Annotated in this window: 24 protein-coding genes and 1 pseudogene; 5 read left to right on the top strand and 20 right to left on the bottom strand. The window is 54.7% G+C overall.

Translation table 11 applies throughout. From position 1 onward, the window contains the following. Positions 1 to 323, top strand: a 323-nt coding sequence (locus tag P1S59_08880; protein MDF1526365.1) for an integrase, incomplete at its 5' end; no start/stop codon positions are given. 332 nt (positions 324 to 655) lie between these two features. Here the strand turns inward: P1S59_08880 and P1S59_08875 are convergent. From P1S59_08875 to P1S59_08860, 4 genes are all read right to left on the bottom strand, one after another. After that, positions 656 to 1,009, bottom strand: a complete 354-nt coding sequence (locus P1S59_08875) for a hypothetical protein (protein ID MDF1526364.1) — start codon at positions 1,007 to 1,009, stop codon at positions 656 to 658. 109 nt (positions 1,010 to 1,118) lie between these two features. Then, entirely contained in the window at positions 1,119 to 2,120 is a 1,002-nt protein-coding gene (locus P1S59_08870) for a hypothetical protein (GenBank protein ID MDF1526363.1), read from the bottom strand. Between the two features lie 124 nt (positions 2,121 to 2,244). Beyond that, positions 2,245 to 2,469 carry a zinc ribbon domain-containing protein gene (locus P1S59_08865; GenBank protein MDF1526362.1) on the bottom strand — a complete coding sequence of 75 codons (225 nt, stop codon included), beginning with the start codon at positions 2,467 to 2,469 and terminating at the stop codon, positions 2,245 to 2,247. 520 nt (positions 2,470 to 2,989) lie between these two features. Continuing rightward, positions 2,990 to 3,211, bottom strand: coding sequence for a hypothetical protein (locus P1S59_08860; protein ID MDF1526361.1), 222 nt, complete (start codon positions 3,209 to 3,211; stop codon positions 2,990 to 2,992). Between the two features lie 193 nt (positions 3,212 to 3,404). Here P1S59_08860 and P1S59_08855 point away from each other — a divergent pair. After that, a pseudogene (locus tag P1S59_08855) lies at positions 3,405 to 4,208 on the top strand (methyltransferase domain-containing protein). 46 nt (positions 4,209 to 4,254) lie between these two features. Here the strand turns inward: P1S59_08855 and P1S59_08850 are convergent. The 3 genes from P1S59_08850 to P1S59_08840 all read right to left on the bottom strand — a co-directional run bounded on the left by P1S59_08850 (position 4,255) and on the right by P1S59_08840 (position 7,511). Then, positions 4,255 to 4,449, bottom strand: coding sequence for a DUF2867 domain-containing protein (locus P1S59_08850; protein ID MDF1526360.1), 195 nt, complete (start codon positions 4,447 to 4,449; stop codon positions 4,255 to 4,257). After that, positions 4,431 to 5,732 (bottom strand): DUF2867 domain-containing protein, encoded by a 1,302-nt coding sequence (locus tag P1S59_08845; GenBank protein MDF1526359.1) that lies wholly within the window; start codon positions 5,730 to 5,732, stop codon positions 4,431 to 4,433. The genes P1S59_08850 and P1S59_08845 overlap by 19 nt, the downstream gene beginning before the upstream one ends. A gap of 342 nt (positions 5,733 to 6,074) precedes the next feature. Further along, entirely contained in the window at positions 6,075 to 7,511 is a 1,437-nt protein-coding gene (locus P1S59_08840; GenBank protein MDF1526358.1) for a TIGR04283 family arsenosugar biosynthesis glycosyltransferase, read from the bottom strand. A 62-nt stretch (positions 7,512 to 7,573) separates the two neighbouring features. Here P1S59_08840 and P1S59_08835 point away from each other — a divergent pair, with 62 nt between their 5' ends. Beyond that, the gene (locus P1S59_08835; protein MDF1526357.1) at positions 7,574 to 7,693 is read left to right on the top strand and encodes a four helix bundle protein; all 120 of its coding nucleotides are present in this window, start codon (positions 7,574 to 7,576) and stop codon (positions 7,691 to 7,693) included. Further along, positions 7,686 to 8,051 carry a four helix bundle protein gene (locus P1S59_08830; protein ID MDF1526356.1) on the top strand — a complete coding sequence of 122 codons (366 nt, stop codon included), beginning with the start codon at positions 7,686 to 7,688 and terminating at the stop codon, positions 8,049 to 8,051. Before P1S59_08835 ends, P1S59_08830 begins: the two co-directional genes overlap by 8 nt. A 39-nt stretch (positions 8,052 to 8,090) precedes the next feature. Here P1S59_08830 and P1S59_08825 read toward each other — a convergent pair whose 3' ends face one another. The 3 genes from P1S59_08825 to arsS form a co-directional block, all read right to left on the bottom strand. Next, positions 8,091 to 9,620, bottom strand: coding sequence for a mercuric reductase (locus tag P1S59_08825; GenBank protein ID MDF1526355.1), 1,530 nt, complete (start codon positions 9,618 to 9,620; stop codon positions 8,091 to 8,093). Between the two features lie 50 nt (positions 9,621 to 9,670). Further along, positions 9,671 to 10,366 carry a TVP38/TMEM64 family protein gene (locus P1S59_08820; protein MDF1526354.1) on the bottom strand — a complete coding sequence of 232 codons (696 nt, stop codon included), beginning with the start codon at positions 10,364 to 10,366 and terminating at the stop codon, positions 9,671 to 9,673. Positions 10,367 to 10,724: 358 nt separating this feature from the next. Further along, positions 10,725 to 11,690: an arsenosugar biosynthesis radical SAM protein ArsS gene (gene arsS / locus P1S59_08815; GenBank protein MDF1526353.1), complete on the bottom strand. Its 966-nt coding sequence runs from the start codon at positions 11,688 to 11,690 to the stop codon at positions 10,725 to 10,727. 264 nt (positions 11,691 to 11,954) lie between these two features. Here arsS and P1S59_08810 point away from each other — a divergent pair, with 264 nt between their 5' ends. Next, on the top strand, positions 11,955 to 14,735 hold the full coding sequence (locus P1S59_08810) for a bifunctional transaldolase/phosoglucose isomerase (GenBank protein ID MDF1526352.1): 2,781 nt from the start codon (positions 11,955 to 11,957) through the stop codon (positions 14,733 to 14,735). Positions 14,736 to 14,975: 240 nt separating this feature from the next. Here the strand turns inward: P1S59_08810 and P1S59_08805 are convergent, their stop codons facing one another. The 10 genes from P1S59_08805 to P1S59_08760 form a co-directional block, all read right to left on the bottom strand. Further along, complete coding sequence (locus tag P1S59_08805) at positions 14,976 to 15,206, bottom strand: cytochrome b5 domain-containing protein (GenBank protein ID MDF1526351.1); 231 nt, start codon at positions 15,204 to 15,206, stop codon at positions 14,976 to 14,978. 215 nt (positions 15,207 to 15,421) lie between these two features. Further along, positions 15,422 to 16,216 carry a tryptophan synthase subunit alpha gene (gene trpA / locus P1S59_08800; protein ID MDF1526350.1) on the bottom strand — a complete coding sequence of 265 codons (795 nt, stop codon included), beginning with the start codon at positions 16,214 to 16,216 and terminating at the stop codon, positions 15,422 to 15,424. 204 nt (positions 16,217 to 16,420) lie between these two features. Further along, positions 16,421 to 17,644 (bottom strand): tryptophan synthase subunit beta, encoded by a 1,224-nt coding sequence (gene trpB / locus P1S59_08795; protein MDF1526349.1) that lies wholly within the window; start codon positions 17,642 to 17,644, stop codon positions 16,421 to 16,423. Then, complete coding sequence (locus tag P1S59_08790) at positions 17,628 to 18,284, bottom strand: phosphoribosylanthranilate isomerase (protein ID MDF1526348.1); 657 nt, start codon at positions 18,282 to 18,284, stop codon at positions 17,628 to 17,630. The genes trpB and P1S59_08790 overlap by 17 nt, the downstream gene beginning before the upstream one ends. Before the next feature lie 376 nt (positions 18,285 to 18,660). Next, entirely contained in the window at positions 18,661 to 19,443 is a 783-nt protein-coding gene (locus tag P1S59_08785; protein ID MDF1526347.1) for an indole-3-glycerol-phosphate synthase, read from the bottom strand. Beyond that, positions 19,440 to 20,477, bottom strand: a complete 1,038-nt coding sequence (gene trpD, locus P1S59_08780; protein MDF1526346.1) for an anthranilate phosphoribosyltransferase — start codon at positions 20,475 to 20,477, stop codon at positions 19,440 to 19,442. Before trpD ends, P1S59_08785 begins: the two co-directional genes overlap by 4 nt. Next, positions 20,467 to 21,054 carry an aminodeoxychorismate/anthranilate synthase component II gene (locus tag P1S59_08775; GenBank protein ID MDF1526345.1) on the bottom strand — a complete coding sequence of 196 codons (588 nt, stop codon included), beginning with the start codon at positions 21,052 to 21,054 and terminating at the stop codon, positions 20,467 to 20,469. Before P1S59_08775 ends, trpD begins: the two co-directional genes overlap by 11 nt. Before the next feature lie 111 nt (positions 21,055 to 21,165). Then, on the bottom strand, positions 21,166 to 22,719 hold the full coding sequence (locus P1S59_08770) for an anthranilate synthase component I family protein (GenBank protein ID MDF1526344.1): 1,554 nt from the start codon (positions 22,717 to 22,719) through the stop codon (positions 21,166 to 21,168). 522 nt (positions 22,720 to 23,241) lie between these two features. Continuing rightward, positions 23,242 to 23,688, bottom strand: a complete 447-nt coding sequence (locus tag P1S59_08765) for a hypothetical protein (protein ID MDF1526343.1) — start codon at positions 23,686 to 23,688, stop codon at positions 23,242 to 23,244. A 1-nt stretch (position 23,689) separates the two neighbouring features. Beyond that, positions 23,690 to 24,121, bottom strand: coding sequence for a secondary thiamine-phosphate synthase enzyme YjbQ (locus P1S59_08760; GenBank protein MDF1526342.1), 432 nt, complete (start codon positions 24,119 to 24,121; stop codon positions 23,690 to 23,692). Between the last annotated feature and the right edge of the window lie 5 nt (positions 24,122 to 24,126).

Here is a 24,126-nt window from a genome sequence, read left to right as displayed (position 1 = left end):
AAAACAGGATCGGTATCCGACGCAAACCCGACCCGCAAGGACGACCGGGATTTATCCGCATCGATACGGTCCACCAAGGAGATCTGGACGGGAGAAAGGGCCTCTATCACATCAATGCGGTGGATGAAGTAACCCAGCTCGAAGTGGTGTTCACCGTCGAACGGATCTCCGAGCAATTCATGATCCCAGCGCTGGCGGCTCTGCTTGAAACTTTCCCGATCCAGATCCTCGGTTTCCATAGCGATAATGAAGCGGCAAAGCGCCTGCAAGAGGCAAGACAACAACTCTTTGAATCTATCGATGAACGTTTACTTGCCGGTTGATTCAGACCTACCCTTCAGACGCATCTTCGGGTTGGAATATACTGATGTGCCTCACCTGATTGCTCAAACCCCCAAGATCAAAGGTTTCCTCTGGGTCCTTTCCGTTTTCGCTTTGAGCTACGCCGCGACAAACAGCGAACTCTGCGTTTAAAAAAATCGTCTATATGGCAACCGGGATCGCTTCCGTCGTCGCCTTCGGCTATGCCGTGACAGGTCACATGAGTAACGGTTCGCGATGACGCCAACCTGCGGTTGAGGTTTCAGGTTTCAGGTTTCAGGTTTTACTCCCATACCCCCTCACTCCCATACTCCCTTATCGTCGCTTCACCGTGTCACCCCTTACCCTTGATCGCCGAAACAAGGAACACACCACCGATGATCACAAGAAGCACCGACATAAAGGGCATCTTGATGTCGAACATTTCCCAGAGGCCCACGAGCACAAAAAGGGTTCCCACGACGATCCAGAATCCGTCTGAATCAAACCCCGAGTACTTCCTCGCCACCTGCATGCAAAGGCTGATAATGCCCACTCCCAGAAGGATAAGCCCCGACCCGGCATGGATCATCAGGACAAACCCGAGCCAGATGAAGAATAACCCCCAGCCGATTGTCGTGATTCGCTTTAGTCCATCACGACGCTCTTTCCGTCCCCTGCTGTGAACCTTTTCTTTCAGGTTCTCCATTATCCACCTCCTCTGGAAGCTCGACATCGATTTAGACTGTATAACCAAAGGATTACCGGCAGGCTACGCCGATGTGCAGCACCGATGAGTGGTGCGAACAGACACACTCTCAGCTGTAGAACTGCATCTCCAGCCGAAAGGTGATCGCTCGAAACAGATGATATTCGCCCAGATCATCAACAGGCCAATAATATTCCGGCTCAAGCTCCAGAAACAGCCACTTTCTGAAATAATTGGACCGAAGCCGGGAGAGCAAACGGTAGCGCTCCACGTGGTTCTCCGGGTAGGAGAGTCCCGTGGCAGACGTTTCCAGCGCCAAAACTGTACTTGATGTCAGGCTACCGAACAAAGTGAGGGTGGTTCCCCAGGAGGTTCCGGGGTCCAGTTCCTTGCGCGAAAAGGACTGTAAAGCTCTGAGGAGGATCTTTTCACTGGGTCTGTGATCCAGGTCGAGCCGCAGTGAGCGGTTAAGGCCCTCTTCGCTGACCCAGGTTACAATGGGAGTAAACCGGAAGAGGGTGGAACTGCCCAGGGGTTGAGTGTAACGCAGCCGAAGGCGTAGGTAGGATTTTAAAGGATTTTCCAGCTTCACGCCCCCCCCGAGACTGATGCGGGCCCTTTTCACATCTGTAAGGTAGTATTTCCAGCCTGCTGTCACCCCGCTGTCGGGCGATTTGCCGTTACCGGTGGGCGCTGCTATAGGGCTGTCGTCGGGATGGACATCCGCAGGGTCGCTGTCGCTCTCGGACGCCACGGTGAGCCTGAACTTGCTGGTCATACGGGGAAGCCGAAAGCTGGCCCTGAATTCCGAACGATAGCCCGTTTCGTCCATCCGCTCATCCAGGCGATAGGCCCCCTGCCAGCGAATGAGACTTCCCGGCCACTCTTCACCCGCCCTGTTATTTCCGAAAAATCCATCGAACCACACAGATGGCTGGCAAAGCATTTCCGTAATGTATGCGTGAGTCCGGTCCAGCCAGGTGCGCCCGAACGCCTCATCACCCATACAGGGACCGGTGTATCGTCCGTCCTCCGGCGGCAAGACATCGGCTGAGACTGTGACAGACACCTCCTCCGGCGGCATGGCCTCAGCAAAAGATGATCCTGCCAAGCATACCGCCATAGCAAGTGTCGCCAATATGATCACACATCTTCGCCAAGTCATATCGTAAAAGTATTCAATGTCCTGGCTCCTGGGTATTGTGTCCTGGGTACTGGGTACTGGGTACTGAATGCTACCTTATTTTCCCCGAATAGCCTCCCAGCCCTATTTTGACGCCTCCGGAGGACATGAGCTTTTTGATGTCATCCGATCCACATTTCGGACAGTTAAGCTTGACTGTTTCCATTTCCTTAATGCTCAGGATCTTGTCAAAGGTATGTCCACATTTATTGCACTTAAATTCGTAGAGGGGCATAGTCGTTTCGCTCCGGTTTCGGGTTTCAGGTAAATCACCCATGGCTCCAGTATTAACGCACCATTCCGTATTTTTCCTACTGGCACCTGATATAGTTACCAGACACTAGACACCAGACACAAGACCCTGGAATAAGATCCATGGACAATATATCTCCCGGATCTTATTCTTCCCCCCTTGACCACGATGAAAGGAACGGGCACGATTGTGAGTGAGGGCATGGAGATGGAGGTTGTCGGTGGCGGTATTTATGGAGAAACCCAACGGTGATGGCTGGGCTCATCTCGTTTCCGATCTGTGCGGGAAGTCCGGGCGGGCAGAGCTTCGCGCCTTTTTAAAGGTTATCGGCGTACGCAGGCCGCTCCATCGAGCCTCCACTTATGCTGAGCATTGCGATATTCGCCGTGGGGAGATAAGCCGCGCCGGAAAAGCTGGGGCTGAATTGATCTCTCGGAGGGAACTGGCGCTGCTATTACGGCAAAAACGTCCGGCAGAAGATAGTTTATCTGAATTTCGGAGTTTACTAGCCGGTTCCTGACTCATCGTTAAAACAGATTGCCCCTCAGACCCGGGGCACCTTGGGGTCCATCGGCTCCACTCGAAGAAACCTTTCTCTCCTCAGGCACGCCACCGTCTTCTCCAGAACCTTCTTCTTTTTTCTCAACATGTCGCGGTAGGCAAGAGGGACACTATCACCGATCTCCATTCTCAAGTCGGCCAAGTTGGTCTCCAGCAGATCCACCAGAACCTCCCGCTCCTCGCGGTCAAGGTCCAATTTCAGCATATCACACCTCCCGGAACCGGCGGCCACACCCATTTTAGCAACGGTATTAATTCCCCTCTTATTAGCCTATTATAGCTCGCGTTTGGAGGTTGTAACGTCTATGGGCTAAACTGGAAACCCGGCCAAAAAAGTCTCTTCGGGACACCTTGCGAGAGGGGCTCAACATATTCATTCTTCACCTTCTGGAGAAAAAATGGGCGAAGGGTGTGTGCACGGATATGCACCAGAGGAGGGCCAGCGGCTGCACGACCAGGCCTCGGCACTGACAGACCTGCTGCACTTTGACACTTTCTACCCTGCCGGGCACAAGGTGCTCGAGGCCGGGTGTGGTGTGGGTGCCCAGACCGCTGTCCTGGCAAAACGCAGTCCCGGGGCTCGATTCGTCGCGGTGGATATTTCGGAAGAGACCCTCGCCCAGGCTAAAGGTCTTGCAGAGGCCAAGGGCATCGGCAATGTTCAGTTCCAACTCCAGAACATAAATGCCCTTTAATTTGAAGACGACTCCTTTGATCATGTGTTCGTGTGTTTCGTCCTCGAGTACATGAGCGATCAGGTCAAAACACTCATGGAGCTCAAGCGGGTGCTCAAGGATGGGGGCACAATGACGGTCATCGAAGGTGACCACGGTTCAGCATACTTTCATCCGGACAGCAAGGCAGCAAGAAAGGCCATCGAATGCCTGATTCTCCTGCAGGCCCGCTCGGGAGGAAACGCTAATATTGGCCGAAGCCTCTACCCCCTCATGGTCCAGGCAGGCTTTACGGACCCCTATGTGACCCCCAGGGTAATATACGCTGATGACAGCCGGCCCGCCCTCGCAGAAGGGTTTACCAGAAACACCTTCACCGCAGTGGTGGAGGGGGTGCGTCATAAACTGGCAGATGAAACTCTCATTGACCAGAAGACTTTCGACCAGGGGATAAGAGATCTTCACAGGACCGCGGAACCTGGAGGAACGTTCTGCTACACTTTTTTCAAGGCGCAAGCAGTTAAGTAATTTTCTTTCAACTTAGATCACGATAGATATTTTCGACCTGTTGGTGTCATGCCGTCGTTGATTCCTTCCTGTTGCTTTCCACTGCCTTGGCAATGCCTTTTAACATGCCCGTGAACACCAGATAGTGATAAGGAGACACCGTATACCAGTACCACCTGCCCCAGATACCCTTTGGATCGAAGACAGCCGTTATTCGGACCTCTGAGCCTTTCTCATGGGGAGTTATCTGGAAAAAATCCACGCTCTACCCGGAAGCTTCATCTCAGCAAAAAGCAGGAGAAGGCGGCCCGGAACAAGCTTTTCCACCCGCCAGAAATCGATGGCATCGCCGACCCGCAGGTCATAGGGATCCCGCCGTCCAGTCCGCATGCCAACACCGCCCAGCCAGCGGTCCAGATACCCCTTTGTCCACCATAGCCAGCGGTAGGTGTACCAACCATTCTCCCCCCCGATACGCTGGATAGGTAAATAAACCTCCTCGGGGGGAAACTCCATGACCCTGCTGTAGGAGTCCACACGTCGAGGTCCGAAAGCAACTCCCCAAAGATGGTGTTCGTTGCTGTTTTCGGCAAGGGCATCGGACCAATGGGTGACAGCGAACTGCCGGTCTTCGTTCCCGATAGCCCTTGATATGGCTTCTTCCAGTCCCTTGGGTCTTACCGAAAAAAATACCAGGGCTGCCTGGTCCATGACCACGGTATCGTTCTTGACCGAAGCGATAAGCTTGCGGCCTACCGGAAAATAAAGAGGCGTCACCAGCGCCAGGAAGTAGCTCGCTGCCTCAGGTGAAAAAAAAGGAACCGGGATCATGATCCTTTTCAGATTTCGCTGCCTGGCGTACTCCCGCATGATCCCTTCGTAGGACACTTGATCGGCGCCGCCAACTTCGAAAACAGCGTTGCCCTCCAGGGGTATATCCATGGCCTCAAGCAGATATTGGATGACATCCTCTACAGCGATAGGCTGGGCGAGGGACCGGACCCATGTGGGGGTGATCATTATGGGGAGGCGCTCAACCAGGGATCGAACCATCTCAAAGGAAAGGCTCCCGGAGCCTATTATGATTGACGCCCGGAACTCGATCGTGGGAACCCCACTTTCCCTGAGAACACAGCCGACCTCAAGACGGCTGCGCAGGTGTGATGAATGGCATGTCCCCTGGGCCAGCCCGCCAAGATAAATGATGCGCCGGACCCCGGCAGCCCTGGCCGCTTCACCGAAATTGTTGGCAGCTTCGCGGTCCCGCTTATCGAAGCGCTTTCCTGTCCCCATGCTGTGCACGAGATAAAAAGCGGTATCAATGCCCTCAAGCGCTCTTGCCAGACCGTCTCGATGGAACACATCACCGCGGATTACCTCCGCTTTCGGCCCTATCCGTCCCTCAAGATAAGACGGGTGACGAACAATACAACGGACCCTCTCCCCCCTTGATTCCAGAGCCTTAAGAAGACGCCCCCCAATGTAGCCGGTGGCTCCCGTAAGCAGAATCAGACGGTTCTCCGGTGTCTGCGGTTCAACGTTCACGATCACCATTCCTTCTTGAGGGTCCTGGCTGAAAAATACCCGAGCCAGATGGTTCCTTTTGGATGCGGCCTGCGCCCTCTATTTGAATTTTACCACAAAATTGTTGAGTAAATCGATGTGCTTTATGGGGAGGGAATGGGCAGTACGGAGTATGTTGAAAAGCAGGAGCGAGGAAGATGCGAGAGCGCCTGACACGGAGAAGCGATGACGCGGAGACACGGGGAGGGATTGAAGACCATTGGACGCGGTGACTCGGTGACGCGAGGGCGTGGGGGCGTGGGGGTGTGGGGGTGTGGGGGCAGAATAAGGTCAAGCCGATGGATCGTACAACTAAAGGTTTCTCTACGTTCTGCGTTCTGTGTTCTGCATTCTTGTCTTATACCACCTCGCCAGCCTCTCAGGGCTTACTCCAAGCAGATACAGCCACATGATCACTTGATGGATCAGTGCGAGCCGCCATGTGCCGTGCTGCTCCCATTTTCGGGCAGAGGTGCTTACCGGGAGAGGGATGATTGCACGTTTTCCCACCTTTCCCAGACGTTTCCACAGTTCGTAGTCTTCCATGATAGGCTGATCCGGGTAGGCACCGGCCCGGAAAAACGCCTCCCTTGTCGCGAAGATGGCCTGGTCCCCGTAAACCATGCCCATGCGGTAAGTACGGAAATGGGCCATATTTTCGAGGACGTTCATGGAGGCTTTATCGCTGTCTGTACCGAAGAGAAAAGCCCCTGCCACAGCACCTTTCAAAATGGCCGCACTCACTCGGTCCTCGAACGGGTCCGGAAGTTTCGTGTCAGCGTGGAGGAAGAGAAAGACATCTCCTGAGGCTGCCGACGCCCCGGCGTTCATCTGGACCGCCCGCCCTCCAGGTGATTGAACGACCTTGACCCCGGCTTTCTCACAAACAGCCACAGTTCCATCGGTGCTCCCCCCGTCAGCCACAATGATCTCCACATCTGTTTTCTTAAGCCAACCAAGTAGTTCCCCGATCCGCTCCTCCTCATTCAATGTGGGTATTATCACTGAGATGGAAAGGTTCGCTTTATCCTGGCTCCCGGCTCCTGGCTCCTGGCTCCCGAGTTCCTCATCCCAATGCACAAGATCCTCAGGTTCATCTACGTCTGCTTTTTCATTCAGAAGTCCCACATCAAGACCCGTTTCGGCAAGAACGTTCACGGTGGTGTTAAACACCTGGTCTGTCCCCCACGGAATGTTTTCAAAAACAAGCTCATTAAGCCATTGGGGAGCATCGGACCTGATCCCTATGAGGTAGTATCCGCCGTCCGCGGCCGGCCCGAGGACAAGGGTGTTTTCCTCCAACAGATCCAACGCTTCCGCTACATCATCGGCACCGAGGGACGGACAGTCTGTGCCGACAATAACGGCCTTTTCAAACCCCTCTTTAAAGGAATCCGCGAAGGCGCGCCTCATGCAGTCTCCCAGATCACCCTCGCCCTGGGGTACAAAAGAAAGGTCCTCCCCCAACCATTTCTTCATGTCGGATTCTTCGCCGCCCTCATATCTGACCTGCAGCTGAATTGCCTCACTATTGAGGGGACCCATGACAGCCAGAGTGTGTTCGGTCATCTGCCGCTGAAGGTCCGCTGCACCCTCGGGACCGAGGGCGGGGATGAGGCGGGTTTTGGTGCGTCCGGGAATTGGGAAGCGAGTAAATATAATGAGATGGAATTTCATAGCACCGAGTATCCAGGAGCCAGGAGCCAGGAGCCAGGAGAAAACCAGGGAACGTTCCTTACAGTACCGGCAGGTATTTTGCATTGCCTACATCGATGGTGAAATCGAGAAGGCAGGCAACTGCAATGCATCATGGAGAAAAAATAATGAAACACACACCAGCTAAAGAGTTCCGTGATCTGATTCTGTGGCAGAAAGCCCATGGATTGGTCCTTTCCATCTATGGTCTGAACCGTACGTTTCTCAAATACGAATTATATGGTTGATGACTTCGCAAAAAGTCATCAATTTGTAAGGAAAGGGAAAACGACGCTTTTCCCTTTCCGTGGAGCGAAAAGTCCCGGATTGGACTTTTTGCGACTCTATCATGGTTTAACGTCTCAAATACAAAGGGCCGCGGTTTCAGCACCCGCTAATATAGCCGAAGGCTTCAAGAAAAGGACAGCCGCAGAAAAAATACGATATCTGAACATATCCCAGAGTTCCCTTGAAGAGTGCAGGTATTTTCTCATTCTCATTGAAGATTTGGATTATGCAGAAACTAAAGCTGCTTTGGAGAGGATTGAAGTTGTAAGTAAGATCCTTGAATCCTATATAAAGGGCATTAAAAGGAACCACGGTTGATTTTATTTACCGGCTCCCGGGTACTGGCTCCTGATATAGTTACCCCCTCCTCTGCCATTTCAGCACTGCCCCAAACAGCTTCTTTACGAACGGAGTCAATTTCGTCCTATTATACGCATCACCAGCTTTACGAATGGCCTCTGCCTGGGTGGGGTAAGGGTGGATCACACCGGACAGGGCCCCGAGCCCCATTTTTGCCTTCATGGCCACCGATATCTCGCTGATCATCTCCCCGGCGTGGCGGGCAACGATAGTGGCGCCCAGAATCCGGTCCGTCCCCTTTTTCACGTGGATCCGCACCATCCCCCCCGTTTCCCCCTCCGCGATGGCCCTGTCCACATCGGACATGGGTATAGTGAAGGTGTCCACCTGGACCCTTGCTTTCATGGCATCCGCTTCGTACATGCCCACGTGGGCGATCTCGGGGTCGGTGTAAGTACACCAGGGGATCGTCAAGGCGCTGGTTTTTTTACGGCCTTTAAAAAGGGCGTTCTGAATTACGATACGCGCCATGGCATCGGCAGTGTGAGTGAACTTGTAAGGGAAGCAGATATCGCCCGCGGCATAGATCTCAGGATTGGTCGTTCTCAAAAAATCATCCACCTTAACGCCGCTGCGCGCGTCGTACTTCACTCCCACTGATTCCAGGTCAAGTCCATCCACATTGGGAACCCGCCCCACTCCAAGGAGGATCTCATCGACCACCAGCGTTTTTGCCTGCCCTTGACACTCAAGACTGAAAACCTTGCCCTCGCCTGTTTTCTCAACCTTTTTAATATCGCATGACAGCAGCAGTTCGATCCCGTCCTTTAACATGGAAGATTCGACCATCCTGGCCGCGTCCGGGTCTTCCCGTGACAGAACCTGCGGGCTCATTTCTATGATCGAAACCTGGCTGCCCAGCCTCTGGAAGGTCTGGGCCAGTTCGCAGCCCAGAGGGCCGGCCCCGATAACGGCAAGGCGAGCGGGTCTCTCGGTCAGGGAAAATACTGTTTCGTTGGTTAGAAAACCTGCCTCAGCCAACCCCTCAACGGGAAGCTCAAAGGCCCGGGCGCCGCTGGTGATGACAGCTTTTTTGAACCTCAGTTCCCTACCTTCCACGCCTACCGTTTGAGGGCCGGTGAAGCTTGCTTCACCGAGGAAAATGTCCACCCCGAGTTCCTCGGAAAAACGCCTGGCCGAATCGTTGGCGCTGATGCCGGATCGCAAACGACGCATCCTTTCCATGACCTTGCCGAAATTCACTTCGTAACCGCCCGCGACGTCGATCCCGAAATCTCCAGCATCCCGAACATCAGCCGCCGCCCGCGCAGACCGGATGAGGCACTTGGAGGGAACGCAGCCCACGTTAAGACAATCTCCTCCCATGAGGTTTTTTTCAACAAGAGCCACTTTGGCCCCAAGACCGGCAGCTCCGGCTGCGGTCACAAGACCGGCTGTTCCCGCCCCGATGACGACCAGGTTGTAACGGGCAGCGGGCTTGGGGTTGACCCAATCAGGTGGATGGACATTGTTTTCAAGCAAATTGTTATATTCGTCCTGGGGCGTGATTCTCGGTTCCTGGCTCATGATTGACCTCTTTGGACTTGATGTGTTGAAGACTTAGTCTTAGTCTAAGACTAAGTCTTGTTCTCAATTTCCTCACCTTCCCTTAACCTCTTCCTGGCCTGACGGCTGAGCACCGCGATAATTCCCAGGATCAAAGCCACTACCACAACCAGGATCCACGGCACCTTTCCTTCACGTAACGCCTTGACCACCGCCGCCGAGCCTACCACATACAGAATGGTGCCCGGAAGCATGCACACAAAGGACCATACGACGTAGGTCCGGAAGCGTACCCTTGTCAGACCGAACCCGTAGTTGAGGAGGTTGAAGGGAAAGATGGGAACCAGTCTGGTGATGGCCACCATGATGTCACCATGTTTTGCAGTGAGATCATCGAGCTTGCGGAACTTCTCGTTGCCCTCCAGCCACTTTTCGATGGAGCGGCGGGCAAAATACCTGGACACCAGGAAGGCCAAACTGGCTCCTAAAGTCGCGGCAAAAATGACGGTAATAACACCGACCACCGGGCCAAAAATGGCGCCTGCAAGAATGGACAATGCCGACCCGGGCAGGGCCGCCACCGTGGCCCCTGCATACACTGCGGTAAACACAAGAGGGCCTAAAACACCCTGGGACCTGATCCAGCCCTGAAGAGCGCCTAACCTTTCGCCGACTCCCAATTTTGATGAAATAATAACGATCACGACGACTGCCGCAATAAGGAGGATGGGTTTTATGGGTAAATGTTTTTTCTGCTGGTTTTCCATAGTTCTTCCCCAAAGACGATAAGTTCGACTGGATTCCGGGTCCTCGCTTTCCGTCATTGCTTCTTCAAAGCTATGCCGTGACAAGTCGCTCTGCCCGGAATGACGGTCATGGTGGCTCCTACTTAAGACACCCAGATACCTGGATACTTAAATACCTAGATACCGCCCTTCTTCCTGGCTCCCGACTCCTGGGTACTGGCTCCTGCCCTTCCCCGCCCTGCCTCTAATAATTCGGGTTTAATTTTCTCCCTGAGCCACAAGAAATGGCAAGATACGAGGCCCGAGAGAAGAGCCAGCCGGAGGCGTATATGAAATACGTCGAGGACTGGCGATGAGCAAGAACAAAGTAAATGGCTGCTTATTGAGGCTCGGTGGCCAAGGCTCCCGCGCAGGAGGACCCATGACCCGCAGTACACCCGAAGCAGTGCGCGCCGGTCACGATCCTTCTTCCTACCACATCATCGAGGTTCCACTTGTCTATGTGATCCGGGGCCCCGTGGTTCATGACCATGTTAAGCGCCAGGTTGAAATCGCAATCGTACAGGGTCCCGTCCCAGCCGATACTGATCTGGCGGCGGCACATAAGAGCAGGTACAGTTGCCGGGTTAAAAGAATCGGAGAGGAGCTTTACATAGTTTTCCAGGCGGTTTTCCTTTTCAAGCTTCTCCCCAAAACGGCCGAAGGGCATGTTGGTGATCGTCAACAGGTTTGTAAAAAAGACTCCAAACCTGTCCTTAAGTTCTCTCTTGTAATCATTTTCAAGAGCAGCCTGGTCCCCGGGCAAAAAAGCCGCACCGGGATTGTAGACAAAGTTGAGCTGCAGGTCGGGATCGATCCCGTATCCGGCAGCATTCAGTCTTCTGGTCGCCTCGATACTCTTTTCATACACACCATTTCCTCGCTGCGCCCGGACATTTTCCTCCAGATAACAGGGGAGTGACCCAACCAGCTGCACTCGATGATCTTTGAAAAACCCGATGAGATCCTCATTGCCGGCTTCCAAAAGCGCGGTGAGGTTAGTGCGCACCTGGGACCGGATATCCAGGACGGACAGACCCTGAATGAAGCCCTTCAAGTGGGGGTTCAGTTCCGGAGCACCTCCGGTAATGTCCACAGTCCCGGGAGCTATGGACTCGGCTATCTGCAGCACCTTTTCCATGACAGGCCAACTCATCATCTCTTTACTTTCGGGCGAAGCTGAAAGGTGGCAATGAGCGCAAGCCTGGTTGCATCGCAGCCCGACATTGACCTGCATGGTATCTATTCCATCAGCGTAAAGACCCTCACTCCTGCCCTCGGTAGCAATTTTCTCGAACTGGTTCATCGATCCAACCTCCTTGATGAAATATGACCATGGATGTCAGGGTCCCAACATCCTGATCCTAAATACATGTTCAATCTAATATATTACCCAGCTGTACACCTTAAAACAATATGGCAAATGATATCACGCTGCCGCAAACAACACTTAACAATTTCATAACTTCTTACCGACATCCTTGCCCATGGGGTGCAGGTGAACTATGCTAATAAAAACAGTGAACCGTGAACTGTGAACCATGAACAGTAAACAGATGCGGAGATCGCAATGAACAACATCCAGAAAACCTACGAACTTGGCCAATCTATCTGGGTCGACTTCATCAGGAGGTCTTTTATCACCTCCGGTGAACTCGGCAAACTTATCGACCTGGGTGTCACCGGCATCACTTCCAACCCCACCATATTCGAGAAGGCTATCACCGGAAGCACCGATTACGACAGGTCTCTGGCCATCCTGATGAACGAAGGCTGCTCATCATGGGAAATATACGACGAACTGACCAGGGAAGACATCGGCATGGCCGCCGACCTTTTCAGGCCTGTTTACGATCGCACCGAAGGGCATGACGGCTATGTCAGCCTGGAGGTCAGTCCGGAACTCGCCCACGATACCGAGGGAACAGTTCGCGAGGGGATGAGGCTCTTCACATCCCTCGGCAGGCCTAACATCATGATCAAGGTTCCTGCCACCGCTGAGGGAATATCAGCCATAGAGCAGCTCATTCTCAAGGGGGTCAACGTCAATGTAACCCTCATCTTTTCCCTTCAACAATACCGGGATGCCGCTCAGGCCTATATCGTTGGACTCAAGAAACGGTCCGCAGAAGGTCGTCCCATTGATTCCATCGCCTCTGTAGCTTCCTTTTTCGTCAGCAGGGTGGACACAGCTGTGGACCAACTGCTCCATAATGCCGGCAACGCGAATCTGAAGGGCCGCACTGCCATCGCCAACGCGAAGCTTGCCTACACTGAGTTCACAGAGATATTCTCAGAACCCGACTGGGACAGGCTTTTTCTTTCCGGGGCACGGCTGCAGCGCCCTCTATGGGCGAGCACCAGCAGTAAGAATCCCGCCTACCCGGACACCGTATATGTCGATGCTCTCATCGGCCGGCACACGGTGAACACCGTGCCCATGGAAACCCTCCAGGCGTTTCTGGATCACGGTACGTCCTCAGCCGCACTATCCGATGCCATCGATGAAGCAGCCGTCCACATGGAACGTCTTGCAGACACGGGTATCAGCATCGAGCAAATAACTGCAGAGCTTCTGAAAAAGGGCGTCAAGTCCTTTGCCGACTCCTTCGACTCCCTTATTGAGGGGATCGGTAAAAAAGCAGCGAGCCTGAGATCGGTCAGATCGGCCTTCTCGGTAAACGCCGCCGCTTACCAGGACACTGTGGACAAAACCCTGGAAGGTCTCAGGGAGCACCAGGTAATTGACCGCCTGTGGAACCACGATCACACCCTCTGGAAGGATGTTCCCCGGGAGATATCAAACCGCCTCGGTTGGCTGAACAGCTACGAGAATATGCGGGCTGTCTCCGGCCAGATCAAGGATGCGGTAGAGCATGTTCGGGAGGCGGGATACACGGACGCTCTGCTTCTTGGCATGGGTGGTTCCAGCCTGGCACCGGATCTTTTTCGAAGGACCTTCGGGACCTTGGACGGTTATCTTAAACTCAGGGTGCTCGACAGCACTGATCCGGCGGCCATCCTGGACCTGATTCAGAACCTGGACCTGTCAAAAACACTCTTCATCGTTTCCACCAAATCAGGAACCACAACCGAGACGCTGTCCCTTTTCAAATACTTCTACAACCGTACCGCCCAGGTTGTTGGGCCCGACCGTGCAGGCAGCCATTTTATCGCTATAACAGATCCGGGAAGTGCTCTTCAGACCCTGGCGCTGGAACTCGGGTTCAGGGAAACATTTGCCAACGATCCCAACATCGGAGGAAGATACAGCGCCCTGTCCTACTTCGGACTGGTCCCGGCCGCTCTCATGGGACTGGACATCAACCTTCTGCTGGATCGGGCAGCGGATATGGCCGGCAATTGTGGTCCTGGGAACCGTCCCAACAATACAGGTGCCATACTGGGCGGTGTCATGGGGGCTCTGCACAACAGGGGCGTCGACAAGCTCACCTTCATAGCTTCACCTTCTATCGGGTCCCTTGGAGCCTGGCTCGAGCAGCTCCTTGCCGAGAGCACTGGAAAAGAGGGCAAGGGCATCGTACCCGTTGATGGAGAACTGCCCGGAAGCCCTGATGTTTATGGAAACGACCGTTTGTTCGTTTACCTTAAAATTTCCGATGACCATACCTATGACACCATGGTGAGTGCTCTGGAGAAAGATGGGCAACCGGTCCTTCGCCTGAATCTGGCAGACCTGTATGATATCGGATCCGAGTTTTTCCGCTGGGAGGTGGCCACCACTGTCGCGGGACACATCATGGGGATCAACCCCTTCGACCAGCCCAATGTGGAATCAGCCAAAGTACAGTCCAAACGGATGCTGGATGAATACCGAAGAGCGGGCCGCCTTCCCACCTTGACGCCTTCCCTGTCAGAAAAGGGGATCGATGTTTATTCCGATCTTCCAGCCGACACTCTCGGTCAATCCGTGGAGGGATTTCTGGCCATATCCCGGCCGGGGGATTACGTGGCCCTTCAGGCCTACGTCAACCCTGTTCCCAGGACGGCGCTGGCACTGGGTGAGTTCAGACATGCCATACGAAACAAGTACCATCTCGCAACGACGGTGGGTTTCGGCCCCCGGTTCCTCCATTCAACTGGACAGCTCCACAAAGGCGACAGCGGCAACGGCCTGTTCATTCAGATCACTGCGGACGACGCTCAGGACCTGCCCATCCCCGACGAGGCAGGAAAGGACGCCTCCTCCATCACCTTCGGAGTCCTCAAGGCCGCCCAGGCCATGGGCGACCGCCAGGCACTTCTTGACGCGGGGAGACGGGTGATCCGTTTCCACATCAAGGGGGATATGGTGGCTGGGATAAGGCTGCTGCAGGAGAAGATGGGGTGAACTAAGAATGAAGAATGAAGGATGAAGGAAATCAAAGATCTTTGCGAATACTATGTCAACAGGGAATCTTGAAGTGGTTTTTAATGTTTAATGTTTCGAGTGAGCCATATTATCAGAGATAAGAAAGACATCAGGAGGCAGGACCTGACCCCCACGAGTTGCGCGCTGTGGTTTGTTAGCTTTTGATCTTCTCCTGCGTTCTGCGTGCTGCGTTCAATAATCCAGTTCCCGGGAACTGGATTATTCCCTGTATTCCCCCACCACTGGAAACAGAAACACCAGATTATCATCATGGGGCGCTTCGTCGATCTCGTCGGTAAGGTCCAGGCCGAAGGGGTGGCCGTAGTGATCCCCGTGCTCGGCCTCGTGGGTCTTGGAAAGATCGTAGACCTTCCCGAGGTAAGCGGTGTAGGCCGGCCGGCCTTCCTTGCCGTCGAATTTTGCCAGTTCTTCCTTGTTGAAGATCTTCATATAACCCCTCCTTTTGATCCAAAATCTAAAATCCAAGATCCAAGAGTTCTTTTGCGTATTCTGCGTTTCAAAATATATTGTTTTTACAGAAACTGGATTCCGGGTCCTCGTTTCCCTCGGCCCGGAATGACGGAGTATTTACCCCCATACTCCCTTACCTCCATATGCCCATACTCTTCATCCCCGTGTCGCCGTGTCCCCGTGTCAAACGATTTTTACCCCTTCCTCCGCGCTACCCCTTCTGCCAGTTCTTCTACCAGTTCCCGTACGCCAGCCATGGCCTCCTCCGGGCTCCCGGCTTCATTGATGACCTGGGTTATGGCCGAGCCCACGATCACTCCATCCGCCCACCGGGCGGCCTCGGCGGCATCCTCGCCGGTTCTGATGCCGAAACCAACGCAGACAGGCAGGGGGCCAGTTTCTTTTGCCTTTGATGCGATCCCTTTCCATGCAGCAGTGCCATTCAGGGCGTCGCCAGTGAGACCCGCCATGGAAACAAGGTAGAGAAATCCATTCCCTGATTCGATAATGGAGTTCAGCCTTTCAGGAGGTGTGTTGGGTGCCGCCATGGGGATGAGGGCCAATTTGTTCTTCCTCATCTCATCACGCAGCGGAGCGGCTGTTTCCATAGGCAGGTCGGGGATGATGGCACCGTCGCCTCCAGCCAGGGCGAGTTTTTCCGAGAAGGTATCGTACCCCATGTGATGGACCGGGTTGGCGTAACCCATGAGGATAATGGGGACATCCCTCTTCGCCCTGATCCTGGCCGCCAGGTCAATGACACCGGCCAGGGTCATCCCGTTATCTAGCGCCTTATGGGACGCTTCCTGAATAAGGGGCCCGTCCGCGATGGGATCCGAAAAGGGAAAACCAAGCTCCAGGATGTCAGCCCCCGCGTCGATAGCGGTGAAGGCCAACTCCTCGTCCAGCCCGATGGAAGGGTATCCCGCGGTGAGGTAAATGATGAGCGCTTTTCGGCCTGTTGCAAATACTTTCGCTATGCGTTCCATTTACTTTCCTTCCGACTCTTAAACTCAAAGAATTAAAGCCTTAACGCAGGGGGCCGCGGGAACGCCACTCTCCTGGCGTTATCGCAGTAGACCGCGGTTTAAAACAAAACCAGGTTTAACTGCGGCTCTCTGCGGGATGTGCGGCCTACCAGCGGGCCGCCTCTGCGGTTCTCTGCGTTACAGCTTTTACCGCTTTCAATAGGATCACCCATTCTCCCCTTCGCCCAGCGCCCTGCGCCCTGCGCCCTGTTTTTCCAGAAGCGTCTCCATATCTTTGTCCCCTCTGCCGGAGAGACACAGAAGGACTTTCTTGCCCTTGAGCGATTTCCTCTCCCGGTAGATCCAGGCAATGGCGTGAGCGGTCTCAAGAGCCGGCAGGATCCCCTCCTCCCGGGTGAACAGGTCCGTGGCCTCCAGGGCCTCTTCATCGCTCACCCTTTCGTAGGTCACCCGCCCCTCATCTTTCCAGTAGCTGTGTTCGGGGCCCACCCCCGGATAGTCGAGACCTGCCGACACCGAGTGGGCCGTGACGACCTGCCCGTCATCGTTCTGGAGAAGATAACTGAGGCTGCCGTGGAAAATACCGGGACTACCCAGACCCAATGAAGCTCCGTGCTCTCCCGGTGAGGACCCGGTACCTCCGGCTTCCACGCCTATCATCTGCACCGGGTCGTTCAGGAAGGGGTGGAAAAGACCGACAGCGTTGCTGCCTCCCCCCACACATGCCACCAGCACATCCGGCAGCCCTTCGTATTTATCCTGAAACTGCTCCCTGGCTTCCTTGCCGATGACAGACTGAAAATGCCGGACCATGACCGGGTAAGGGTGCGAACCCACGGCAGAGCCCAGGACATAGTAGGTGTCGTCAACGTTGCGAACCCAGTCCCTGAGGGCTTCATTGACAGCGTCCTTTAACGTCCCCGCTCCCTGGTGCACAGGCCTGACCTCGGCTCCAAGAAGTTTCATTCTCTCCACGTTGGGGGCCTGCCTGTGGACATCCTCCACCCCCATGTAAACAACACAGGGCAGACCGTAAAGAGCAGCCGCAGTGGCTGTCGCTACACCGTGCTGTCCGGCACCGGTTTCCGCTATGATCCGCGTCTTTTTCATCCGCACCGCCAGCATCACCTGGCCGAGAGTGTTGTTGATCTTGTGGGCGCCCGTGTGGTTAAGGTCCTCTCTCTTGAGCTCCAATACAAGATCCTGGCCTGATCCGGCAAAGCGAGCCGCAGTGGTAAGAGGGGTCGGCCTCCCTGAGAACTCCCTCAGGACCCTGGCAAGCTCAAGGTTGAAGGTCTCATCGGCCCGGGCCTCCTCGAAGGCGCTGCCCAGTTCCTTTACGGCAGGCATCAGGATCTCCGGCATATAGATCCCTCCGAAGGGCCCGAAAAAGCCTTCCTGGTCAGGGTTTTCAAGAAGCAGTTTCACTACATCCTCCTCCGTTTTCCACACCGGCGCACCTGGCAGCTCTGATGAACCGCTCCATGAGAACAGGATCCTTGATCCCGGGCTGGGTTTCCACACCGGAGGCAGCATCCACCCCGTAAGGGGTCAAGGTTCCAACGGCATCGCCCACATTTTCCGGGGTCAGTCCTCCCGCTACGAAAACCCTTTGCTCCCGGCAAAACTTCCTTGCCAACTGCCAGGGGAACGTCTGGCCTGATCCACCCAGCAGACCCTCCACTCTGGCATCCAGAAGATATGCTGAAACATCGAGTTCGTCCAGCCCTTCCAGATCCGATGGCAAAGACACCCGGATCGCCTTGACCACCGGACCTTTCACCATGCGGCAATATTGGCCATCTTCACTGCCATGGAGCTGCACCGCGTCAAGTTTCAGGAAGGTCGTCACGTCGTTCAGAACAGACAGCTCCTCATCGGCGAAGACACCCATTATTGTCACGAAAGGCGGCAGCCGGGATATGATCTCCCTGGCTGTGTATGGGTTCAGGTATCGGGGACTAGCCGGCACGAAGTTAAAACCCAGGATATCGGCTCCCATTTCGCATGCGTCCAGGGCATCCTGTCGTCGAGTGATCCCGCAAATTTTTACTTTGAGACAACTCATATTTTCACCATCTCAAATCTCATATCTCAAAAAAAACTGTTTCTCGCCCGCTCTCACGCCTTCGGCGTGATCGCTAGAGACGCAGAGAACGCGGTAAAGTTCAAACCAGATCAGAGTTAAATCCTGCCGGGCTGTTGGTTTCCCCTGCGAACCCTGCGGCTCTGCGCGAGACGGATCTTGTTTTTGACTTCAGATTGCCGCGTCACCCTCGACCACCTCGGTGTTCCTCGCAATGACAACATAGGAGGTTCCAGGTTTCTCCCCCTCTCCCTCTCATCCACTCTCCCCATCTTTACGCATTTTCCGTCCTACGCCCTTCGCTCTACGCACGCAAGCTCTACGCACGCACGTGTCTCCCCGCCCTACGCCCTTCGCTCTACGCACGTACGTGTTTCCCAGCTTCCACCATCTCCTCCAGAAGTTTTCCCGTATTTTCCGCCGTCACCAGGGATTCGCCGACGAGGACCGCCCGGTATCCAAGGGTCGCCATCCGCGCCACATCCTCGGGAGTCCGGATCCCGCTTTCCGAGACCGACTGTACCCCCGGCGGAAGTTTCCCGGCCAACTGCTCTGACACCTCAATATCCACCTGGAGAGTGATAAGGTTTCTGTTGTTGACCCCTATAAGGTCCGCACCAGCATCAACAGCACGTTCAAGCTCGGCACCGTCGTGCACCTCCACAAGCGCTCGTAAACCATCCTCCCGGGCAATACCCATATAAGAAGTCATCTCAGCATCGGAAAGCATTCCCGCAATCAGCAGTACCGCCGAAGCTCCAAGCCCTGCGGCGAGATGGATCTGATAAGGATCGACCACGAAATCTTTCCACAGGAGAGGAAGGGAGGCATGCCGGAAGATCTCACCAAACAGTTCAGGAGAGCCGCCGAAATACTGTTCTTCCACGACAACGCTCACGGCTTCGGCGCCTCCCCTGGTGTAGTACCCCGGAAAGGTGACCGGATCGGCCTGGCCCATAATGTCTCCTCGGGAGGGGCTTCGCCTCTTGACCTCGGCAATGACGCCGCATCTGTCGCCCCCCGGAGGCAGAAATACAGGGGGGTGAACCCGATCCATGGCTGCGGGGTCCGGAAACCTCCTTTTCCAGTCTGCAAGGTTGGATCGGGCGGAAACAGCCGCCTTTTCAAGAAAGCTGCTCATGTTAAACCCTCTGAAGCGGTTATGCCCTTCACTGTCTCCAGAACATTTAACGCTCGGCCGGAATCGATGGACTCCTTTGCCATTTTCATCCCCTCCTGCATGTCAGGGACTTTCCCGGAAACCACGAGGGCTGCACCGGCGTTGACGATAACCGCGTCCCTTACCGCACCGTGTGCCCCCTTCAACAACTCCAAAGACAATACAGCGTTGTGCTCCGGCTCTCCGCCTTTAAGAGAGTCGAGCTGATGGGTTTTTATTCCAAGATCATCCGGGTCCACCGTTGTTACCTCAATGGTCCCATCCTGGTAAAGGTGGGCAATGGTGGTGGGGGCGCACACGGAGATCTCATCGAGACCGTCCTTGGAGGCCACTATCATGGCTCTTTCGCACCCCAGCTTACCCAGAACTCCGGCAATAAGCTCCACCAGATCCTCAGAGTAAACGCCCATGACCTGGTGTTTTACACCAGCCGGGTTGCAGAGGGGGCCGATGAGATTAAAAAGGGTCCGGATGCCCATCTCCTGGCGCACAGGAGCTACCGATTTCATGGCCGGGTGATAGAGAGGAGCAAAGAGGAAGGCGAAACCAGCCTCTTTAAGGCACCGGGCCGCCACTTCTGGAGAGACATCGATGCGAACTCCCAGCGCCGTCAGGAGGTCCGCACTCCCGCACAGGCTCGACACCGACCTGTTGCCGTGCTTGGCCACACGGGCGCCCGCTCCAGCGGCCGTCAGCGCCGCGAGGGTGGAAACGTTCACTGTACCTGCTCCGTCTCCCCCGGTTCCGCAGGTATCGATAAGACCGTTACCCTTGCCATCCTTAATGCCCGGCAGTTTTACACTCCTATCCCTCAAAGCCGTAACTGCGCCCGCGATCTCTTCCCCGGTCTCTCCCTTGAGCCGCAGCGCGGTAAGGAAAGCTCCGATCTGGGCTCCGGTGGCCTGTCCCTCCATGATCACACCGACAGCAGCTGTCATGGCTTCCGCATCCAGGCTCTGTCCTTCAACAACTTTATTCAGGCTTTCACGCAGCATGACGCACACCTCCACTTGACATGAGAAAATTCTCAAAAATGGCATCGCCACCCACCGAGCCGAAGGATTCCGGGTGAAACTGGACGCCCTCCACGTTATAAAGACGGTGTCGGACACCCATGATCTCACCGTCATCCGATGATGAGGTTACCTCCAGGACTTCAGGCAGCGTCTCTCTTTCAAGAGCAAGAGAGTGATACCGGATGGCCTCAAAGGGGTTGGGAAACCCCGCGAACAAGCCGTTGCCCGCATGGGATATGAGGGAGGATTTCCCGTGCATGAGCTGCCCGGCGTGGACAACCCGTCCACCGAAGACCTGACCGATAGTCTGGTGACCCAGGCAAACACCCAGAACCGGGATCTGGCCGGAAAAAACGCTCACCGCCTCCATACTGATCCCGGCTCCTTCAGGGCGTCCGGGCCCCGGGGATATCACAAGGTGGGTGATGGGCATCTTTTCCATCTCCCCGATCGTTATTTTATCGCTCCGCACAACCTCCACACGGTCCGCCATGGTGCTGATGGACTGGTAAATGTTGTAGGTAAACGAATCGTAGTTATCGATAATGAAGACCATTGTATTGCTCCTTTGTGTCGCATCAGGATCCAGTACCCAGGAGTCAGGATCCAGTAGAGAACCTTATAAAATAAAAGGATGCGTCCCTGAGTTCTGACTTCTGCATTTTAATCAGTAGTCTTTTCGCCTAGGCTGTCGCTCAGTCGGGTTTTCTCCCGGCTCCAGGCTCCCGGCTTCTGGCTCCCGTCTTTCCGCACCACGCGATGGTTTTACGCCCTGCGCCCTGGTTTCCTCTTCAAACCTCACTTTCCCAAACGCCCTTACCATAGCGGCCGCCTTGTGGGCGATCTCATCCCGCTCCCGCTCGGGAACCGAGTCGGCGACGATCCCGGCTCCTGACTGAATGTATGCCTTTCCTCCAGAGTAGAAGATAGACCTTATGGTAATGCAGAAATCCATATTGCCGCGCACATCGAAATATCCCACGCCTCCCGCGTAAGGCCCCCGCACCACCGGTTCCAGTTCAGCTATGATCTGCATGGCCCTGATCTTGGGTGCCCCCGAGACAGTCCCGGCCGGAAAGCAGGACCGAACCACATCAAAGGAGTCTTTGCCTTCGGCTATTCGCGACCTGACCTCTGAAACAAGGTGCATGACATGAGAATATCGCTCAACAAGCATCCTCCTGGTAACCTCAACGCTGCCCGGGTCAGACACACGACCCAGATCGTTCCGTCCCAGATCAACCAGCATGGTGTGCTCGGCCCTCTCTTTGGGGTCTTCCATCATCTCTTTTTCAAGAGCAGCATCTTCCTCTTTATTGGAACCTCTGGGTCTTGTCCCGGCAATTGGCCGAACGGTAAGGACCTCGTCCTCCTTCCGAACCAGCAGCTCGGGGGAAGCTCCAAAAAGAACTCCACCGGGCATTTTGAGGTAGAAATGGTAGGGGGATGGGTTAAGGTCAGACAGCACCCCATAAACAGCTTCCGGATCCGGGGCTCCATCCACTTCCCACCTTCTGGAAAGGACAACCTGGATCAGTTCCCCATCATGAATAAGCCTTCTGGATTCTGATACCGCGCTTAAAAAATCCGCTTCCGGGAAGCTGGTCGTAGCTACCCTCTCCTCACCGTTCAAAACAGGAGCATCCTCGGGAGGATGTTCCGCCAGAAGATTTGACACCTCTTCCATCAATTGCCGAGCCGCAGCCTCACTCCTTTCGACGCACACAAGGGTGAGCCGCCGGATCGTGGCATCCTTGAGGATCACCAGGGAGGGCAGGTAGAAAATTGTATCGGGCAGATCAATATCGTCAGCCGGGGCCCGCTCGATCCCTTCAAACATCTCACAAACCTCATAACCAAGGGATCCCACCCACCCTGCGACATAACGGTAGTGGTCCAGCATATCCGGCAGATGGACATCGGGCTGCAATGAACGAAGCAGCTGCAGAGGGTCTCGGACACTGTGAGCGGTTTTCACACCCGAATCATCCACGACCTCGTAATCGCTGCCTTTCCCCGTGACAGTCAGCAAAGGCCGCGCGGCGACAATACCGTACCTGGCGTTCTTCTCGGTCCCTTCACGGCTCTCGAGAAAAGCGACAGGGTCGAAGGCGGAAAGTGCCCTGTACAGATGAGGCATTTCGCCAAGGTCGTAGGACAGCTCCATGGCCGCGCCTGTGAGCGAAAGCCTTTTATCGGAAGCTTGAGCAGCTGGTTCCATGATCTCCTCCAGAAAAAAATGGGGCCGCGTTACCCGCGACCCCAAAAAAAACCGCGGGTTCGAGAGAACCCGCGGTTTAGTCATCTGGTACAAATTACCGGATCAACGGCACGGACGCTCCCCTGGAGTTTTCCTGTGCCACCACCAATTAGCATTGAATGCGCTGTTGAACTGGTCTTTGATATTCATGATGTAATGCAAATACCAAACGCCCGCGATAAAGTCAAGTTCACTTCTGAAGAACCAGGTTGAAATCTGAAACGCAGAGGTCGCCCCTCGACATGCTCGGGACAGGCAAAGGGACGCAGAGGGAACCTTTGACCCTGGGATAAGATCAGCATCCAGATATTCAGGCAAGGCATTAAACGAGAGAGTGTGATAATCGGGGCTAAAGGGCTATAATATATTGAAAAACAGGAGGTTACCGAGGCAGTACATTGTGGACTGTTTCCCACACTTTGCAGTAATGGTCTCGTATTTAGGTGTCTAAGTATCCAGGTTTTACGGCTCACGGTTCACGGTTCACTCAACAATAAACCCCGTGGAGATCGGCGAACCTTCCATAAGCCGTACACCTCTTGCCGTGACCACAAGAAGGATCCCCGGGACATCTGCCCAATCCCTGGCCACCAGGGTCGGGTGCCACAAGCCGTTTTTCGTCAACTCCTCGTGGGGCTGCAGGATAAGGGCACTTCCATCGGGTATCTCAACTGTCTCGTTGTAGGTCACCCAGTAGGCCCCCTGAACCAGATCCCAGTTACCGGCCGGATCCTGGGATGATTTTCTTAAGGGCCTCTTGACCCGCCTTGCCTGCTCAGACTTACCCTCAACAGGGTCGATCCTGCCTTCCCCCACGATCTGCTCCACATCCAGAACAGTTAGAGTAATACGGTCATTCTCCGTCTGCTTCTGCGGGTTCGTGGCAAAGCGGAGAAATCCTTTCAGGTCATCAGTTCCCATGATCTTCATATTAAACCTCTTTGAGAGTACCTTCCCCCATAACGGTGAGGTGGACTTTCCGGTTTCTGCTCCTCGTATCGAACTCAACCAGGATTATCTGCTGCCAGGTTCCCAGCAGAAGACTTCCGTTACGAACCGGTACAGTGATATCAGGACCCAGCATAGCCGCTCTTATGTGGGAGTGCCCATTACCATCTCCCCATCTGGCATTGTGCGCGTACTCCATTTCCATGGGGACCATCCTTGAAATCGCCTGCTGCAGGTCCGCAACAGCCCCGGGTTCGTACTCGATGGTGGTAAGAGCCGCCGTGGCCCCCGCTACAAAAAGATGGGCCACCCCATCACTGATACCAGACCTGTTGATGGACTGCCCGATCTCCCCGGTGATATCTACTACGTCCAGCTCACCACTGGTAACAACAGGGATCTCATCCTTAATAATCAACG

This window comes from bacterium, assembly GCA_029210965.1.
GTDB lineage: Bacteria > BMS3Abin14 > BMS3Abin14 > BMS3Abin14 > BMS3Abin14 > JALHUC01.
This window is presented reverse-complemented; position numbering and strand designations above follow the sequence as displayed.

Bases quoted from the DNA above. Each gene is read 5' to 3' on its own strand.
- P1S59_08790 (MDF1526348.1), bottom strand. From the start codon at position 18,284: ATGAGTTGTCTCAAAGTAAAAATTTGCGGGATCACTCGACGACAGGAT.
- P1S59_08865 (MDF1526362.1), bottom strand. From the start codon at position 2,469: ATGGGTGATTTACCTGAAACCCGAAACCGGAGCGAAACGACTATGCCC.
- P1S59_08835 (MDF1526357.1), top strand. From the start codon at position 7,574: ATGAAACACACACCAGCTAAAGAGTTCCGTGATCTGATTCTGTGGCAG.
- P1S59_08810 (MDF1526352.1), top strand. From the start codon at position 11,955: ATGAACAACATCCAGAAAACCTACGAACTTGGCCAATCTATCTGGGTC.
- P1S59_08770 (MDF1526344.1), bottom strand. From the start codon at position 22,719: ATGGAACCAGCTGCTCAAGCTTCCGATAAAAGGCTTTCGCTCACAGGC.
- P1S59_08775 (MDF1526345.1), bottom strand. From the start codon at position 21,054: ATGGTCTTCATTATCGATAACTACGATTCGTTTACCTACAACATTTAC.
- P1S59_08875 (MDF1526364.1), bottom strand. From the start codon at position 1,009: ATGGAGAACCTGAAAGAAAAGGTTCACAGCAGGGGACGGAAAGAGCGT.
- P1S59_08785 (MDF1526347.1), bottom strand. From the start codon at position 19,443: ATGAGCAGCTTTCTTGAAAAGGCGGCTGTTTCCGCCCGATCCAACCTT.
- arsS (MDF1526353.1), bottom strand. From the start codon at position 11,690: ATGAACCAGTTCGAGAAAATTGCTACCGAGGGCAGGAGTGAGGGTCTT.
- P1S59_08830 (MDF1526356.1), top strand. From the start codon at position 7,686: ATGGTTGATGACTTCGCAAAAAGTCATCAATTTGTAAGGAAAGGGAAA.
- trpA (MDF1526350.1), bottom strand. From the start codon at position 16,216: ATGGAACGCATAGCGAAAGTATTTGCAACAGGCCGAAAAGCGCTCATC.
- P1S59_08825 (MDF1526355.1), bottom strand. From the start codon at position 9,620: ATGAGCCAGGAACCGAGAATCACGCCCCAGGACGAATATAACAATTTG.
- trpD (MDF1526346.1), bottom strand. From the start codon at position 20,477: ATGCTGCGTGAAAGCCTGAATAAAGTTGTTGAAGGACAGAGCCTGGAT.
- P1S59_08805 (MDF1526351.1), bottom strand. From the start codon at position 15,206: ATGAAGATCTTCAACAAGGAAGAACTGGCAAAATTCGACGGCAAGGAA.
- P1S59_08820 (MDF1526354.1), bottom strand. From the start codon at position 10,366: ATGGAAAACCAGCAGAAAAAACATTTACCCATAAAACCCATCCTCCTT.
- P1S59_08860 (MDF1526361.1), bottom strand. From the start codon at position 3,211: ATGCTGAAATTGGACCTTGACCGCGAGGAGCGGGAGGTTCTGGTGGAT.
- P1S59_08840 (MDF1526358.1), bottom strand. From the start codon at position 7,511: ATGCAAAATACCTGCCGGTACTGTAAGGAACGTTCCCTGGTTTTCTCC.
- P1S59_08765 (MDF1526343.1), bottom strand. From the start codon at position 23,688: ATGAAGATCATGGGAACTGATGACCTGAAAGGATTTCTCCGCTTTGCC.